The organism is uncultured Bacteroides sp., from assembly GCF_910585845.1.
Classification (GTDB): Bacteria; Bacteroidota; Bacteroidia; order Bacteroidales; family Bacteroidaceae; genus Bacteroides.
The window spans coordinates 11,755-27,584 of the sequence record NZ_CAJUHF010000032.1 but is presented as its reverse complement, the minus strand read 5'-3'; the positions used below and the strand labels follow the sequence as shown (position 1 = coordinate 27,584).

17 protein-coding genes are annotated in these 15,830 nt (G+C 39.3%); 16 read left to right on the top strand and 1 reads right to left on the bottom strand.

The genetic code is table 11. From position 1 onward, the window contains the following. Positions 1 to 90: 90 nt before the first annotated feature. The 16 genes from rpmB to QZ323_RS09840 all read left to right on the top strand — a co-directional run bounded on the left by rpmB (position 91) and on the right by QZ323_RS09840 (position 14,071). Positions 91 to 351, top strand: coding sequence for a 50S ribosomal protein L28 (rpmB, locus tag QZ323_RS09915; RefSeq protein ID WP_294634490.1), 261 nt, complete (start codon positions 91 to 93; stop codon positions 349 to 351). 21 nt (positions 352 to 372) lie between these two features. Beyond that, the gene (gene rpmG / locus QZ323_RS09910) at positions 373 to 561 is read left to right on the top strand and encodes a 50S ribosomal protein L33 (protein WP_002560155.1); all 189 of its coding nucleotides are present in this window, start codon (positions 373 to 375) and stop codon (positions 559 to 561) included. A gap of 12 nt (positions 562 to 573) precedes the next feature. Beyond that, positions 574 to 732 carry a DUF4295 domain-containing protein gene (locus tag QZ323_RS09905; protein ID WP_294634489.1) on the top strand — a complete coding sequence of 53 codons (159 nt, stop codon included), beginning with the start codon at positions 574 to 576 and terminating at the stop codon, positions 730 to 732. Between the two features lie 143 nt (positions 733 to 875). Continuing rightward, positions 876 to 1,835, top strand: coding sequence for a signal recognition particle-docking protein FtsY (gene ftsY / locus QZ323_RS09900; protein ID WP_294634488.1), 960 nt, complete (start codon positions 876 to 878; stop codon positions 1,833 to 1,835). Beyond that, complete coding sequence (gene rimO, locus QZ323_RS09895) at positions 1,832 to 3,130, top strand: 30S ribosomal protein S12 methylthiotransferase RimO (RefSeq protein WP_294634487.1); 1,299 nt, start codon at positions 1,832 to 1,834, stop codon at positions 3,128 to 3,130. Before ftsY ends, rimO begins: the two co-directional genes overlap by 4 nt. A 77-nt stretch (positions 3,131 to 3,207) precedes the next feature. Then, positions 3,208 to 3,480, top strand: coding sequence for an HU family DNA-binding protein (locus tag QZ323_RS09890; protein ID WP_294634486.1), 273 nt, complete (start codon positions 3,208 to 3,210; stop codon positions 3,478 to 3,480). A gap of 34 nt (positions 3,481 to 3,514) precedes the next feature. Next, positions 3,515 to 4,711, top strand: coding sequence for an HU family DNA-binding protein (locus QZ323_RS09885; protein ID WP_294634485.1), 1,197 nt, complete (start codon positions 3,515 to 3,517; stop codon positions 4,709 to 4,711). 261 nt (positions 4,712 to 4,972) lie between these two features. Further along, a complete protein-coding gene (locus QZ323_RS09880) occupies positions 4,973 to 5,968 on the top strand; it encodes a MoxR family ATPase (protein ID WP_294634484.1) in 996 nt (331 codons plus the stop codon). Between the two features lie 125 nt (positions 5,969 to 6,093). Next, a complete protein-coding gene (locus tag QZ323_RS09875) occupies positions 6,094 to 6,963 on the top strand; it encodes a DUF58 domain-containing protein (protein ID WP_294634483.1) in 870 nt (289 codons plus the stop codon). 8 nt (positions 6,964 to 6,971) lie between these two features. Further along, on the top strand, positions 6,972 to 8,051 hold the full coding sequence (locus QZ323_RS09870) for a hypothetical protein (RefSeq protein ID WP_294634482.1): 1,080 nt from the start codon (positions 6,972 to 6,974) through the stop codon (positions 8,049 to 8,051). 57 nt (positions 8,052 to 8,108) lie between these two features. Beyond that, entirely contained in the window at positions 8,109 to 9,092 is a 984-nt protein-coding gene (locus QZ323_RS09865) for a VWA domain-containing protein (protein ID WP_294634481.1), read from the top strand. A 42-nt stretch (positions 9,093 to 9,134) separates the two neighbouring features. Further along, entirely contained in the window at positions 9,135 to 10,181 is a 1,047-nt protein-coding gene (locus QZ323_RS09860) for a VWA domain-containing protein (protein WP_294634480.1), read from the top strand. Then, positions 10,168 to 10,869: a tetratricopeptide repeat protein gene (locus QZ323_RS09855; protein WP_294634498.1), complete on the top strand. Its 702-nt coding sequence runs from the start codon at positions 10,168 to 10,170 to the stop codon at positions 10,867 to 10,869. Before QZ323_RS09860 ends, QZ323_RS09855 begins: the two co-directional genes overlap by 14 nt. 22 nt (positions 10,870 to 10,891) lie before the next feature. Beyond that, positions 10,892 to 12,736, top strand: coding sequence for a BatD family protein (locus QZ323_RS09850; RefSeq protein WP_294634479.1), 1,845 nt, complete (start codon positions 10,892 to 10,894; stop codon positions 12,734 to 12,736). A 16-nt stretch (positions 12,737 to 12,752) separates the two neighbouring features. Further along, positions 12,753 to 13,592 carry a tetratricopeptide repeat protein gene (locus tag QZ323_RS09845; RefSeq protein WP_294634478.1) on the top strand — a complete coding sequence of 280 codons (840 nt, stop codon included), beginning with the start codon at positions 12,753 to 12,755 and terminating at the stop codon, positions 13,590 to 13,592. A 227-nt stretch (positions 13,593 to 13,819) separates the two neighbouring features. Next, positions 13,820 to 14,071 carry a DNA-binding protein gene (locus QZ323_RS09840; RefSeq protein WP_294634477.1) on the top strand — a complete coding sequence of 84 codons (252 nt, stop codon included), beginning with the start codon at positions 13,820 to 13,822 and terminating at the stop codon, positions 14,069 to 14,071. Positions 14,072 to 14,549: 478 nt separating this feature from the next. On the opposite strand, the gene QZ323_RS09835 is transcribed toward QZ323_RS09840, so the two are convergent. Beyond that, complete coding sequence (locus tag QZ323_RS09835) at positions 14,550 to 15,812, bottom strand: tetratricopeptide repeat protein (protein ID WP_294634497.1); 1,263 nt, start codon at positions 15,810 to 15,812, stop codon at positions 14,550 to 14,552. Positions 15,813 to 15,830 lie beyond the last annotated feature (18 nt).

The following is a 15,830-nucleotide window of genomic DNA, read 5'->3' as shown; positions in this document are numbered from 1 at the left end:
TATGAAAAACTTGTTTGGTATCAATAAAAGTGCTTACTTTGCGCTCTGTTTGAAATAAGTATAGATAAAAACTATAAAAATAAGATAGAAATGTCGAAGATTTGTCAAATTACCGGAAAGAAAGCCATGATTGGCAACAATGTTTCACACTCAAAGAGAAGAACTAAAAGAACCTTTGATTTGAACTTGTTTAACAAGAAGTTCTACTATGTAGAGCAGGACTGCTGGATCAGCCTTAGCATTTGCGCTAATGGTCTGCGTGTTATTAACAAGAAAGGACTGGATGCTGCTTTGAACGATGCAGTAGCTAAAGGTTATTGTGATTGGAAAAGCATTAAAGTAATTGGCTAAAAGTAGAGGAGAATACTGATTATGGCAAAGAAAGCAAAAGGTAACAGAGTACAGGTGATTCTGGAATGTACAGAACATAAAGATAGCGGTATGCCGGGAACTTCTCGTTATATCACTACGAAGAACAGAAAGAACACAACTGAAAGATTGGAACTGAAGAAGTACAATCCGATTTTGAAGAGAGTAACAGTGCATAAAGAAATTAAATAATAAGTATAACACATGGCAAAGAAAACTGTAGCAAGTTTGCACGAAGGTTCTAAAGAAGGTCGTGCTTATACAAAGGTTATCAAAATGGTTAAGTCTCCGAAAACTGGTGCTTACGTTTTTGATGAGCAAATGGTTCTGAATGAAAAGGTACAAGACTTTTTCAAGAAATAAGACTGTACGCCGAAAGGCATTTAATAATAAAATCCCTTTATCGTAATCCGATAAGGGGATTTTTTTTATACTTTATTCCTTTACTTTCATTACTTTGTTATATCTTTGTAGAATATTGATTGCATAAACAAATAGAATAGGATATGGGATTTTTTAGTTTTTTCTCAAAGGAAAAGAAAGAAACGTTGGATAAGGGATTATCTAAGACGAAAGAAAGCGTGTTCAGCAAGATTGCCCGTGCCGTGGCCGGGAAGTCGAAAGTGGACGACGAAGTGCTTGATAATCTGGAAGAAGTGTTGATTACTTCGGATGTAGGTGTGGAGACTACGCTGAATATCATTGAGCGTATAGAGAAACGTGCCGCAGATGAAAAGTATATGAACGCGCAAGAGTTGAATGTGATTTTGCGCGATGAAATCGCAGCCTTGCTGACAGAAAACAATTCTGGCGACGTGGCTGATTTCGAAGCACCGATTGAGAAGAAGCCATACGTAATCATGGTGGTAGGCGTGAATGGTGTGGGAAAAACGACCACTATCGGGAAACTTGCCTACCAGTTTAAGAAAGCAGGCAAAAGCGTCTATCTGGGAGCGGCAGATACTTTCCGCGCTGCGGCAGTCGAGCAACTGGATATCTGGGGCGAACGGGTAGGAGTGCCTGTCATCAAGCAGAAAATGGGGGCTGATCCGGCTTCTGTGGCGTATGATACCTTGAGCTCAGCTGTTGCCAACAATGCAGATGTGGTGATAATAGATACCGCCGGACGTCTTCATAACAAGGTGGGGCTGATGAATGAATTGACCAAGATTAAGAACGTAATGAAGAAAGTGGTGCCAGATGCACCGGATGAAGTGTTGTTGGTTTTGGACGGTTCCACTGGACAAAATGCCTTCGAACAGGCCAAACAGTTTACACTGGCTACCGAGGTGACCGCAATGGCCATAACGAAATTGGATGGCACTGCCAAAGGAGGTGTGGTGATCGGAATCTCTGATCAGTTCAAGATTCCCGTGAAATACATCGGATTGGGTGAAGGAATAGAAGATTTGCAGGTTTTCCGCAAAAAAGAATTTGTGGATTCGTTGTTTGGGGGGAATGCATGAAACGAAAGACCATTGATATCATCACTTTAGGGTGCTCTAAGAACTTGGTGGATTCGGAACATCTGATGCGTCAACTTGAAGAGGCGGGATATTGTGTGACTCATGATTCGGAACATCCGAAAGGAGAGATCGCAGTAATCAATACTTGCGGTTTCATCGGTGACGCCAAGGAAGAATCTGTCAATCTGATCTTGGAATTTGCCCAAGCCAAGGAAGAGGGGAAGTTAGAAAAATTGTACGTAATGGGGTGTCTTTCCGAACGTTATTTAAAAGAACTGGAGATTGAAATTCCTCAGGTCGATAAATTCTACGGTAAGTTCAACTGGACGGAATTGTTACAGGACCTTGGCAAGGCTTATCATGAAGAATATCGCATTGAGCGTACGCTGACCACGCCCAGACACTATGCCTATCTGAAGATATCGGAAGGCTGTGATCGGAAATGCTCGTATTGTGCCATTCCTATTATCACAGGAAAGCATGTCTCCCGACCAATGGAAGAGATCGTAGATGAAGTACGTTATCTGGTTGCCAAAGGCGTCAAGGAGTTTCAGGTTATCGCTCAGGAACTGACCTATTACGGTGTGGACTTGTATGGCAAGCAAAAGCTTCCGGAGTTGATAGAGCGTATCTCGGAAGTTCCCGGAGTGGAGTGGATTCGTCTGCATTATGCTTATCCGGCGCATTTCCCGACAGATCTGTTCAGAGTGATGTGTGAGCGCCCCAATGTATGCAAATATATGGATATTGCCCTTCAGCATATCAGTGATTCAATGTTGGAGAAGATGCGTCGCCATGTGACCAAAGAAGATACTTATCGCCTGCTGGAGCAGTTTCGCAAAGAGGTGCCGGGCATCCATCTGCGTACCACCTTGATGGTAGGGCATCCGGGGGAGACGGAAGCGGATTTTGAAGAGTTGAAGGAGTTTGTTCGCAAGGTCCGTTTCGATAGAATGGGGGCTTTTGCCTATTCGGAAGAGGAAGGCACTTATGCGGCTGCACATTATGAGGACGAGATTCCTCAGGAGGTAAAACAGGCACGTCTGGATGAGCTGATGTCCATACAGCAAGGGATTTCCGCAGAATTGAGCGCAGCAAAAGTAGGGCAGTGCATGAAGGTGATAATAGATCGTGTCGAAGGCGAGTATTACATCGGCCGCACCGAATTCGATTCTCCGGAGGTAGATCCGGAAGTCTTGATAGAACGTGATGGACAGATATTGCATATAGGCAATTTTTACCAGGTGGAGATTGTAAATTCCGATGATTTCGACCTTTTTGGACGGGTCATTTAAGAATCTTTCTCAGGAAAATTGCCCGTATCAGGAGATTTTGCTAATATAGTACCGAATTTCATAAAGTCATCTTAATTTTGAATAATAAAGAGTTTACTTCAGAATTATCGCAAAGATTGGGGTATACTATAAGAGATACTTCCGAATTGATGGCCTCTTTGCTGTCGGATATGACCCAGCAACTACAAGAGGGCAATACGATTACAGTGCAAGGTTTTGGGACTTTTGAAGTAAGGAAGAAAATCGAGCGCATTACGATTAATCCTGTGACCAAGTTGCGTATGCTGATTCCCCCTAAGTTAGTTCTAGCTTATAAGCCCAGCAACGTATTGAAGGATAAGTTTAAGTAATCGCCCGTACCACTTCAAATATCTTCCTATAATAATGAATGAAAGACTGAACATACAGAATCTGGTAAGGCTACTTGCCGAAAAGCATGACATGGACAGACAAGATGCTGAAAGCTTTGTGAAAGAGTTCTTTCAGTTGATTGAAGAGGCGCTGGAGGCGGACAAGTATGTGAAGATTAAAGGTTTTGGGACATTCAAACTGATCAATGTCGAGAGCCGTGAAAGTGTGAACATAAATACTGGAGAACGATTCCGGATACAAGGGCACACCAAAGTCTCGTTTACACCGGAACCTGTACTGAAAGATTTGATAAACAAACCTTTTTCTTTTTTTGAGACTGTGGTTCTGAATGATAGTACTGTGCTGGAAGATACGCAGGTAGAAAGTCTGTCAGAAGAGGATGCCGTAATGGAAGAATTGATAGGGGATATAGCTCCCGAAACTGGAGTGGGGGAAACTGCGGCGAAAAAATGTACGGAAGAAATAACGGTGACAGATGAACCCGTGGATGTCGTGTCGAAATCTTCTCCGGTAGAAGCAGAGCCTACGGTTGTGGAAACCATTTCTCAGTCCGTTGAGCCTATTATAGAGATGTCGTCAGAACCTGCAAAAAAGAGCGAAGAGCTTCTGTCTGACACACGGAACTCCCATTCGGATGCAGAAGGTGCTTCTACTATCAAGATTTTTATGGGCATCGTGATAGTGGTGATTGCACTGTGTGCAGGCTCTGTGATTTTCATGTATTATCCTGATATTCTGAATGAGAATGTATCATTTGTCAGTGACAGGATTACAGAAATGGATACTACTGTTGATTCGACAGACAGCCTTGTACAGAAAGATACAGCAAGGGTGGCAAAAACAGATACTCTATCAGAAACGGTTATTCCGAAAGTTGCAACTGCGGAACCGATGATTGAATCAAAAACGATTGCAACTGTATCGACCGAATCTATTGCGAAAAAAGAGGCTCCTGTAATGCATAAGGAAGTAAAAAAGAAAACTGTAGCAATTCCTTCTGAGTCGGATTCCGTAAATTATAAGATAGTGGGAACCAAAGCTACTTATACGATAAAAGAAGGGGAAACCTTGACAAAAGTCGCACTCCGCTTTTATGGAAGCAAGGCTTTCTGGCCATATATTGTGAAGTACAATTCCAATATTATCAAAAATCCGGATCACGTGCCTTACGGGACTGTTGTCAAGATACCTGAGCTTGTGAAGAAATAGAAAGAAATATCCTGTTCTTGTAAGTGGCGTAATGTTGAGGGTAGGAGCAGACTGTTGTTTATCCTCGGCAATACAATTAAAAAAACTCATAGAAACTATTGTTAACTACTAAACTCTATGAAAGTAGTTTAATCTAATTGTTTTTTAATAAAAATTAGTTGGTATGGTTAATTTATTCCTGTACTTTTGGAGCGAAAAAATAATTACCAGTAGAATACTGGCATATCCAATGAAATATAAACAATAAAAATACGAATATTTATGGCTGAAACAATTGATATCCGTGAACTAAATGAGCGGATTGAAAGACAAAGTTCTTTCGTTACCAACCTTGTTACTGGTATGGATCAAATAATCGTTGGACAGAAACATTTGGTAGAGTCTTTGTTAATTGGTTTGTTGTCCGACGGGCATGTATTGCTGGAAGGTGTGCCTGGCTTGGCTAAGACATTGGCGATTAAGACATTGTCTTCGTTGATCGATGCACAATATAGCCGTGTACAGTTTACGCCCGATTTATTGCCTGCCGACGTGATCGGTACAATGGTTTATAGTCAGAAAGATGAGACTTTTCAGGTAAAGAAAGGTCCCGTTTTTGCGAACTTTGTTTTGGCAGATGAAATAAACCGTGCTCCAGCCAAAGTGCAGAGTGCTTTGCTGGAAGCCATGCAAGAGCGCCAAGTGACTATTGGCAAGCAAACATTCCACTTGCCTGAGCCTTTCCTTGTGCTCGCCACGCAAAACCCCATTGAACAAGAAGGTACTTATCCGTTACCCGAAGCTCAAGTAGACCGTTTCATGCTGAAAGTGATCATTGACTACCCGAAACTGGAAGAAGAAAAACTGATTATTCGTCAGAATATTAACGGGGAGAAGTTCAATGTGAAACCAATTCTGAAAGCGGAAGAGATAATAGAAGCCCGTAAGGTTGTCCGTCAGGTTTATCTGGATGAAAAAATCGAGCGCTATATCGTAGATATTGTGTTTGCTACCCGCTATCCGGAAAAATACGATTTGAAAGAGTTGAAAGATATGATTGGCTTTGGCGGTTCTCCTCGTGCATCTATCAATCTGGCTTTGGCAGCCCGTACGTATGCTTTCATCAAGCGTCGTGGGTATGTTATCCCTGAAGATGTGCGTGCTGTGGCTCATGATGTCTTGCGTCACCGTATAGGTCTGACGTATGAAGCTGAAGCCAGTAACCTGACTTCTGACGAAATTATCAGTAAGATATTGAATAAGGTAGAAGTACCTTGATGAAAATATCTGTGAAGTTGTCTTGGAGAACTATTAATAAACGTTGCCAACGTTTTTAAAGAATCTTGCTGACATCAGTCAAAGGTGTCGCAGGTGTTTATTAACGGAATTATTCTACTGTGTAAATGGAGACAAGTGAATTGTTAAAAAAAGTCCGTCAGATTGAAATCAAGACACGCGGATTGTCCAACAATATCTTTGCAGGCCAGTATCATTCGGCTTTCAAGGGTAGGGGTATGGCCTTTTCAGAAGTGCGTGAATATCAGTTTGGCGACGATATACGTGACATTGACTGGAATGTGACCGCTCGCTTCAATAAACCGTATGTCAAGGTGTTTGAGGAGGAGCGTGAACTGACTGTGATGTTGCTGGTGGATGTTTCCGGTAGTTTGGAATTTGGTACGGTGAAGCAGATGAAGAAAGATATGGTAACGGAGATTGCCGCTACATTGGCGTTTTCGGCCATACAGAACAATGATAAAATCGGTGTTATCTTCTTTTCCGACCGGATAGAGAAGTTTATCCCACCCAAAAAGGGACGAAAGCATATCTTGTATATCATTCGGGAGTTGATTGATTTCAAAGCTGAAAGCCGACGGACGGATATTCATTTGGGTCTGGAATACCTGACGAACGTGATGAAACGTCGTTGCACAGCCTTCCTTTTATCCGATTTCATTGATCAGGGAAACTTTAAAAATGCATTGACTATTGCTAACCGGAAACATGATGTGGTGGCTATCCAGGTATATGACCGCAGGGTGGAGGAGCTACCGGCTATCGGACTAATGAAAATCAGGGATGCTGAGACTGGACATGAGCAATGGATTGATACTTCGTCGCGTGCCGTGCGCCGTGCACATCATGATTGGTGGGTGAACAAGCAAGCGGAACTGCATGAAGTATTCACCAAGAGTAACGTCGACAATGTATCGGTACGCACCGATCAAGACTATGTCAAAGCATTGATGAATTTGTTTGCGAAACGAAATTAATCGGGAAAATGAAAAGATATCTATTTCTGATAACCCTCTTGGGCATATTGACAGGCAAAGCCGTGGCACAGTCGGTGATTGTGGATGCTACCATCGATTCTTTGCAAATATATATCGGTGACCAAGCAAAGATAAAACTTCAGGTGTCGCTGGAAGCGGATAAACGTGCTGTTTTTCCTGTCTATAAAGATACGCTGGTGCGTGGTGTGGAGATTCTCGACATTGCCAAGGCAGACACGCAGTATATCAATGATAATAAGCGGATGCTGATTACACAGGAATATACGATTACGTCGTTTGATTCGGCGTTATACTATCTGCCTCCAATGGAAGTGATGGTGGACAACAAGGTATATCCCTCGAAAGCATTGGCGCTGAAGGTCTATTCTGTGAATGTACCCTTAGATCCGGAGAATCCGGAACAATTCTTTGGACCCAAGACTGTGATGCAAGCTCCGTTTGTATGGGAAGACTGGTATGGAATTATCATTTGTGGCATACTGCTCATACCATTGGCATTGTTGCTCATCTATCTGATTATGCGTATTTGCGACAATAAACCAATCATACGAAAGGTAAAAGTAGAGCCGAAGTTACCGCCGCATCAGCAGGCAATGAAGGAGATAGAGCGCATCAAGAGCGAAAAAGTATGGCAAAAAGGTCAATCCAAAGAGTATTATACAGAACTGACAGACACTCTGCGCACTTATATAAAGGGCCGTTTTGGATTTAATGCTTTGGAAATGACTTCTTCTGAAATTATAGAGAAGTTGCTTGAGATGAAAGATAAAGAGGCTATTGCCGATTTGCGTACTCTCTTTCAGACAGCTGACTTGGTAAAGTTTGCCAAGCATGCTCCGCTGATGAATGAGAATGATGCGAATCTGATTAATGCTATTGATTTCATCAATGAAACCAAAGAAGTGGAAACAGAGAATGCGAAGCCGCAGCCTACTGAAATCACTATTGTTGAGAAACGTTCATTGCGTACTAAGATATTGTTGGGCATAGGAATTGTCGTTTTGGCATTCACTTTACTTGCAATATTCATATATATCGTAACGCAGTTGTACAGTTGCTTTGTTTAGTCATACAAACTGGAGTAACATCAATCGTAAATTGTAAATCGTAAAATAGTAAATACAATGGTTTTTGCCAATATTGAATATTTGTTTTTGCTGCTGTTGCTTATACCTTATATAGTATGGTATATCATGAAGCGGAAGAATAGTGAAGCCACGCTTCAGATTTCGGATGCCCGTGTGTATGCGCATACACCAAAGAGTTATAAGAATTATCTGTTGCATGTACCTTTTATGCTGCGTATTATTGCTTTGTCATTGATAATCGTAGTATTGGCACGTCCTCAAACAACTGATAGCTGGCAAAACAGTGAAATTGAGGGTATTGATATCATGCTGGCAATTGACGTGTCTACCAGTATGCTGGCAGAGGATTTGAAGCCCAATCGTCTGGAAGCGGCGAAAGATGTGGCGGCAGAGTTTATCAACGGTCGTCCAAATGACAATATCGGTATTACGCTGTTTGCAGCAGAGAGTTTTACGCAGTGTCCGCTGACGGTAGACCACACTGTGTTGCTTAATCTGTTTCAAGGAATCAAATGTGGCATAATCGAAGATGGAACAGCGGTTGGTATGGGTATTGCCAATGCAGTAACCCGACTGAAAGATAGTAAAGCGAAATCTAAGGTAATCATTCTTCTGACAGATGGTACGAATAACAAAGGAGACATCTCTCCACTGACAGCGGCAGAGATAGCCAAAAGTTTTGGTATCCGTGTTTATACTATTGGGGTAGGTACCAACGGTATGGCTCCTTATCCTTATCCGGTGGGGAATACGGTACAATATGTTAATCTGCCTGTAGAAATTGATGAAAAGACATTGACACAGATTGCTGCCACTACGGAAGGAAATTATTTCCGGGCAACCAGCAATTCAAAGTTGAAAGAAGTATATAAGGAGATCGATAAATTGGAGAAAACCAAACTGAACGTGAAAGAGTACAGTAAGCGCCAGGAAGAATATCGTTGGTTCGCTTTGGCTGCATTTTTCTGTGTGTTGTTTGAAGTTTTGCTCTGTAACTCCATTTTGAAGAAGATTCCTTAAAGACAGTGCATTAGTTGTAAATTACTAAAACGTAATAGAAAGATGTTTCGATTTGAAGAACCTACATATTTATATCTGTTGCTTTTACTGCCTTTTTTGGCAGTTCTCTATCTGTATTCCAATTATCGGAGACGGAAAGCAATCAGAAAATTTGGCGATCCGGAGCTAATGGCACTACTAATGCCGGATGTTTCTAAATATCGGCCGAGTGTGAAATTTTGGTTAGTATTTACCGCAATAGGGTTATTTGCGGTATTGCTGGCACGTCCACAGTTTGGTTCTAAACTGGAGACTGTAAAACGCCAAGGAGTGGAAGTAATGATTGCATTAGATATATCCAACTCTATGCTCGCTCAAGATGTACAACCCAGTCGTCTGGAAAAAGCAAAAAGATTGGTTGAACAGTTAGTAGATAAGATGGAGAACGATAAGGTGGGTATGATTGTGTTTGCCGGTGACGCTTTTACTCAATTGCCCATCACGAGCGACTATATTTCTGCTAAGATGTTCTTGGAATCTATCAATCCTTCGCTGATATCCAAACAAGGTACTGCAATTGGAGCAGCAATCAATTTGGCAGTCCGTAGCTTTACACCTCAAGAAGAGGTTGGGCGTGCAGTAATTGTTATTACTGATGGTGAGAATCATGAAGGAGGTGCAGTAGAAGCTGCTAAAGCTGCCACTCAGAAAAATATTCAAGTCAATGTCTTGGGAGTAGGTATGCCTGATGGTGCTCCTATTCCTGTAGAGGGGACAAACGACTTTCGTCGTGACCGGGATGGGAATGTGGTTGTTACCCGTCTGAATGAACAGATGTGCCAGGAAATAGCTCAGGCTGGAAATGGGATTTATGTGCGCGTGGATAATTCTAATGCTGCACAAAAAACAATCACTCAGGAAATAAATAAAATGGCGAAAGCTGATGTGGAAACACAGGTTTATACTGAATTTAACGAGCAATTTCAAGCCATTGCATGGATTATTTTGTTATTGCTATCAGTGGAAATGCTGATTTTAGGACGTAAAAACCCGTTATTCCGTAATATCCATTTGTTTAAAAAGGAAGAAAGATATGATGATGAGAAATAAGATTATCGGAATTATCTTGCTGTTAGTAGTATCAGTTTCTGTTTCTGCACAAAAAGCGGAACGTGACTATATCCGTAAGGGAAATCGTGCATATAAAGACAGTACATACGTAAATGCAGAAGTGAATTATCGGAAAGCTATTGATGTTAATCCTAAATCCACAATAGCAATGTACAATCTTGGTAATACATTGATGTTGCAGAATAAGTTGCAAGAAGCGATGGAACAGTATGTTGCTGCTACTAAAATGGAAAAGGACAAAAGTAAATTGGCTCAGATTTATCATAACATGGGGGTAATATTCCATTCTGGCAAAGATTATGCAAAAGCTGTGGAAGCGTATAAAGAGTCATTACGAAATAATCCGAAGGACGATGAAACACGTTACAATTTAGCTTTGGCTCAGAAGATGCTGAAAGAACAGGAACAAAATCAGCAGAATCAGGATCAGAATCAAGATCAAAACCAACAAGATAAGGAAAAAGAGCAAGATAAGCAAGATCAGAATAAGCAGGATAAGCAAAATCAGGATCAGCAGCAACAACCATCTCAACCACAAGATAATAAAATGTCAAAAGAGAATGCAGAACAGCTTCTGAAATCGGTTATGCAAGATGAAAAGGATGTGCAGGATAAGGTGAAGAAACAGCAAGTTATCCAAGGCGGTCGTTTGGAAAAGGATTGGTAAATAATAAAAGCAATAACAATATATGAGAAAATTAATTTTCTTATGGATAGCACTGATAACGGTCGGTCTACAAGCTTTTGCTGATGAAAAAGTATCATTCACGGCATCAGCTCCTGATGCCGTAGCAATAGGTGATCAGTTTCGGCTATCATATACAGTGACTACACAAAAGGTGAGAGATTTCCGTGCTCCATCTATCAAGGGATTTGAAGTGCTGATGGGACCCAGTCGTTCGCAGCAGAGTAGCATGCAGATTATCAATGGTGTATCAACCTCAACCAGTAGTATCACATTTACCTATATTTTGATGGCTACGGCAGAAGGTAATTTTACCATTCCAAGGGCTACTATTACGGCCAATGGTAATCAAATGGTTTCTAATTCAGTACATATTAAAGTACTTCCTGCAGATCAGGGAGGAACATCTTCTGGTAGTAGCAATAACAATGGTCAACAAGGCAACGCTAGCCGTGCGTCATCGGGTACTTCTATCTCAAATCAGGATTTGTTTATTACAGCTACTGCGAGCAAGACAAATGTATATGAACAGGAGGCTTTTCTGATGACATACAAGATCTATACTTTAGTTGATCTACAACGCTTTGATAATGTGAAACTTCCGGATTTCAAAGGATTTCATTCTCAGGAAGTAGAACTTCCGAATGATAGAAGATGGAGTTTGGAACATTATAAGGGAAGAAACTATCAAACGACGGTATATCGTCAGTTTGTATTGTTTCCTCAGCAGTCGGGTAGCTTGACAATTGAGCCTGCTCGTTTCGATGCTTCTGTTGCTAAAACTACTCAAGTATCTGATCCGTTTGAAGCTTTCTTTAATGGGGGTAGCAATTATATTGAGGTTAAGAAAACATTGAATACTCCTAAGTTAACGATTGATGTGAAACCACTTCCTAGTGGAAAAACCGCTGATTTTTCAGGTGGAGTGGGAGAGTTCAGCATCTCTTCTTCTATTAATAGTACTAATGTGAAAACCAATGATGCTATTACTATCAAACTGGTGATTTCCGGTACAGGTAATTTGAAGTTAATTGGTGATCCAGAGGTTAAGTTCCCTGATGATTTTGAGGTCTATGATCCCAAAGTGGATAATAAGTTCCGCCTAACAAATGCAGGGCTATCTGGAAGTAAAGTGATTGAGTATCTTGCTATTCCACGCAATGCAGGAACATTTAAGATTCCAGCTGTGAAGTTTAGTTATTTTGATATCAAGTCTCATTCTTATAAAGTATTGACAACGGAAGAATATGAACTTCATGTAGACAAGGGCGAGGGGAATGCTGCACAATCTATAGCCAACTTTACAAATAAAGAAGATTTGAAGATCTTGAATGAGGATATTCGTTTTATAAATCAGAATGACGTAACTCTTTCTCAAAAGGGAGATTTCTTTTTTGATTCTATGACGTATTGGTTACTTTATATCATACCTGGTATTGCATTTATTATCTTCTTTATTATATATCATAAGCAGATAGCCACTAATGCAAATGTGGCAAAGATGCGTACCAAAAAGGCTAATAAGGTAGCTGTTAAGCGTATGAAGTCTGCCGGTAAACTGTTCGCTGAAAATAAGAAAGAGGCTTTCTACGATGAAGTATTAAAAGCTCTTTGGGGATATATTAGTGATAAACTGAATATTCCGGTCTCTCGACTTTCAAAAGACAATATTGAAGAGGAATTATGTAAATATGGAGTAGAGGATACATTGATAAAGGAATTTCTTGCAACTTTGAATGACTGCGAATTTGCTCGTTTTGCTCCAGGAAATGACAATCAGGCTATGGATAAGGTCTATTCAGCTTCACTGGCAGTAATTAGTAAAATGGAGAATTCGATTAAACACTAAATAGAGGAGGTTAATTATGATAAAAAAAATATTTGTTCTTGCCTTTGGCCTATTTATAGCAATGACCTCTTTTGGCCAGGTATCATCCGATTCTTTACAAAATGCAAATGATTCGGTTGTGACGGAAGATTCTTATTCTGAATTCCCGGTAGTTGCATTAGGGAGTGGTTTGACAAAAGCAGCCGGTGATAGTGCATATATGAGAAATGATTATGCTTCTGCTATTCAGCTTTATGAAACTTTATTGAAAGATGGAGAAGCAGCTGAAGTATATTATAACTTAGGAAACAGCTATTATAAATCAGAAAATATAGCAAGAGCTATTTTAAACTATGAGCGGGCTTTATTGCTACAGCCTAGTAATGCGGATATCCGTGCAAATTTAGAAATAGCTCGTGCCAAAACCATTGATAAAGTAATCCCTGTAGCTGAAATCTTTTTCATATCTTGGACTAAATCACTGATTAATTGTTTGAATGTGGATGCATGGGGATATGTAGGTATAGTTTGTTTCTTCTTATTGCTTATTTCTCTCTATTTTTTCTTTTTTTCTAAGCAGATTGTGTGGAAGAAAGCAGGATTTATTACAGGAATTGTATTTTTAATAGTGGTTATTTTGACTAATGTCTTTGCTTTCCAGCAGAAGCATGAAATATTGAATCGCAATAATGCTATTGTATTAACTCCAAGTGTAACAGTGCGTAGCACTCCCAGTGATTCTGGTACTAGTCTGTTCATATTGCACGAAGGTAGAAAGGTCGAAATAAAAGATGCTACTATGCGTGAATGGAGAGAAATTCGATTGGAAGATGGTAAGGTCGGTTGGGTACCAGCATCATCTGTCGAAGTAATCTAATAAGACTAATCTATTAATAATAAGATAATTAATAATAAGATAATTAATAATAAGATAATTAATAATAATAGAATCCCTCATTAAAAGGAGAAGTATAAATATCCTTTTGATGAGGGATTTTTATTTTGTAAAAAAAGTAGTGAAACTATTTGTTTTATCCTTTTTTTTCCTTAAGTTTATAGCGTAATAGATATCACTGATTATTAACCCTCATAAAGTTTACAGATATGAGAACAATAACATTTAATGAACTTCGTAAGATTAAGGATTCATTACCCGCTGGTAGTATGCATAGAATAGCCGATGAACTTGGGCTAAACGTTGACACCGTTCGAAACTTTTTTGGTGGTCATAATTTTAAAGAAGGTAAAAGTGTTGGGATACATTTGGAACCTGGACCTGATGGTGGTTTGGTTATGTTAGATGACACTACAGTTCTTGATAAGGCTCTTAAAATATTAGATGAAATGAATGAATAATATATTTTGAGACTTGTGTAGTAAAACTCTAAAATAAGAAGGATTCCTGTAGTAAAACTCAGAACGGACATCTTAGAAGTAATGACTTATTTGACTTCACAAGCAATTTAGTTGTATTTCTAAGATGTTTTTTAAGATTAAAAAGGGAGTATAGGGAATAAAAGGATATTTTTAAAGTAGATCCCAATATTGATAACACTTATATTTTCAAATTATTGTAACTTCCGCTTTTATATTAAACATAATATTGATTATTTCTCTTATATTTGCTGCGTTGTTTAGAGATTTCACTAATCAATAATAACATTAACGATACTGCATGCCATCAGGAATAACGGCTGCTTTTAACAACAAATGGCAATGAAAGTGAATCATTATATACTTGTTCGGTATAAAAAATCGGCATATATTTCTATCATAGAAATATATGCCGACTGATCATATCAATAGAAAATAGAAAAGCGAAGAACCAAGATGATTAATTGTTACCTAACAACTTTTCTATTTCTTCAAATTCAGGTCCCATATCCAGATTATAGTATACACGATACAAGCCATTCATCCACAAATCCTTTTGATCAGGCTTCAATTCTCTTGCTTTTTCGTAGCAAGGCTTTGCTTTTTCATAGAAAGCCTTCAAAGTGGCTTGATCTTCTTTATACTTCAGATCATTAACATCTGCACTAGCTTTTTCTGAGAAATCTTGTGCTTGCAGACAATAGATTAATCCTAAGTTAGAATGAGCTTCTGCATAGTTAGGATCTATCTCAATTGTTTTGGTATAATATTCAATAGCTTTATTGAGCACATCTGCAGCCTCTTGTTCTTTCTTTTCATTTTTGAGATTGGTGTACATATTGTGGTAAAGATATCCTTTTACATATAAATAGAATGTATTACTAGGATCTTTCTCTAACATGCTGTCTGCAAATTGCATAGCTTCGTCATATTTGTTATTATTGCTGTAATAATCAATCAAATGACCAAAGAAGAATGAGTGTTGCGGATATTTCTGTATACCTTCTTTCAAAGAAGCAATCCATTTAACTGTATCGCCTTGTGCTTTCAATGCAGTAGAAATGAATTCCATAGCATATTGTCCCACTTCTTTATCGTTTTGAGCGTAAGGAGCATATTTTAAGACACTTGAATAATCTTCCATTTTAGCAGCTGCTATACTTGCGTAATATGCTATCTGAGGCAAAATTGTATCTTTTTGCAGGAGGTTTTCACTTTCAAGCATCGGGCTTACTGCTGTTTCAATATAAGCTCCAAAGAAAGCTAATGCTTCTTTGTTTTTCTCCATGTTATAATATTGAACACCGCCATTGATCAAATTAGGTCGCTCAGCCATAATAGCAGCAGCATTAGCCTTTCTGTATTTATTCTTAATTTTACCTTTTTCGTTGGGAACTTGTGCAAGTTCATCGCATTTGAGATAGTACTTACACATATTCAATACATTATTGTACACTTGCAACGTATCATAGGGTTTTCTTAGATAGGCATTTTCCATCTGCTTTTCATTACTTTTCTTCTGAATATAACCTGCTACGTCCCAAGTCTCGGCATTATCCTTTGTTTCCGGATTAGTCAAAGCTTGATTAATAAGCTGTTCAGCCTTCTTGAAATCAGGTTTCACTTCATTTGCAATGCTTTTAGCTTCCTTTACTACCTTTTCTTGAGCAAAGGTAAAACTAGCAGCAAGCAATAACATCACTGAAAATAATACTCTTTTCATGATAAATGTAAAATTTAA

Excerpts from the sequence above, each read along its gene's own strand:
- QZ323_RS09845 (WP_294634478.1), top strand. The coding sequence starts at position 12,753 with ATGATAAAAAAAATATTTGTTCTTGCCTTTGGCCTATTTATAGCAATG.
- QZ323_RS09870 (WP_294634482.1), top strand. The coding sequence starts at position 6,972 with ATGAAAAGATATCTATTTCTGATAACCCTCTTGGGCATATTGACAGGC.
- QZ323_RS09835 (WP_294634497.1), bottom strand. The coding sequence starts at position 15,812 with ATGAAAAGAGTATTATTTTCAGTGATGTTATTGCTTGCTGCTAGTTTT.
- QZ323_RS09865 (WP_294634481.1), top strand. The coding sequence starts at position 8,109 with ATGGTTTTTGCCAATATTGAATATTTGTTTTTGCTGCTGTTGCTTATA.
- QZ323_RS09880 (WP_294634484.1), top strand. The coding sequence starts at position 4,973 with ATGGCTGAAACAATTGATATCCGTGAACTAAATGAGCGGATTGAAAGA.
- QZ323_RS09885 (WP_294634485.1), top strand. The coding sequence starts at position 3,515 with ATGAATGAAAGACTGAACATACAGAATCTGGTAAGGCTACTTGCCGAA.
- QZ323_RS09850 (WP_294634479.1), top strand. The coding sequence starts at position 10,892 with ATGAGAAAATTAATTTTCTTATGGATAGCACTGATAACGGTCGGTCTA.
- QZ323_RS09875 (WP_294634483.1), top strand. The coding sequence starts at position 6,094 with ATGGAGACAAGTGAATTGTTAAAAAAAGTCCGTCAGATTGAAATCAAG.
- QZ323_RS09860 (WP_294634480.1), top strand. The coding sequence starts at position 9,135 with ATGTTTCGATTTGAAGAACCTACATATTTATATCTGTTGCTTTTACTG.
- rimO (WP_294634487.1), top strand. The coding sequence starts at position 1,832 with ATGAAACGAAAGACCATTGATATCATCACTTTAGGGTGCTCTAAGAAC.
- ftsY (WP_294634488.1), top strand. The coding sequence starts at position 876 with ATGGGATTTTTTAGTTTTTTCTCAAAGGAAAAGAAAGAAACGTTGGAT.
- rpmB (WP_294634490.1), top strand. The coding sequence starts at position 91 with ATGTCGAAGATTTGTCAAATTACCGGAAAGAAAGCCATGATTGGCAAC.
- QZ323_RS09840 (WP_294634477.1), top strand. The coding sequence starts at position 13,820 with ATGAGAACAATAACATTTAATGAACTTCGTAAGATTAAGGATTCATTA.
- QZ323_RS09855 (WP_294634498.1), top strand. The coding sequence starts at position 10,168 with ATGATGAGAAATAAGATTATCGGAATTATCTTGCTGTTAGTAGTATCA.
- QZ323_RS09905 (WP_294634489.1), top strand. The coding sequence starts at position 574 with ATGGCAAAGAAAACTGTAGCAAGTTTGCACGAAGGTTCTAAAGAAGGT.
- rpmG (WP_002560155.1), top strand. The coding sequence starts at position 373 with ATGGCAAAGAAAGCAAAAGGTAACAGAGTACAGGTGATTCTGGAATGT.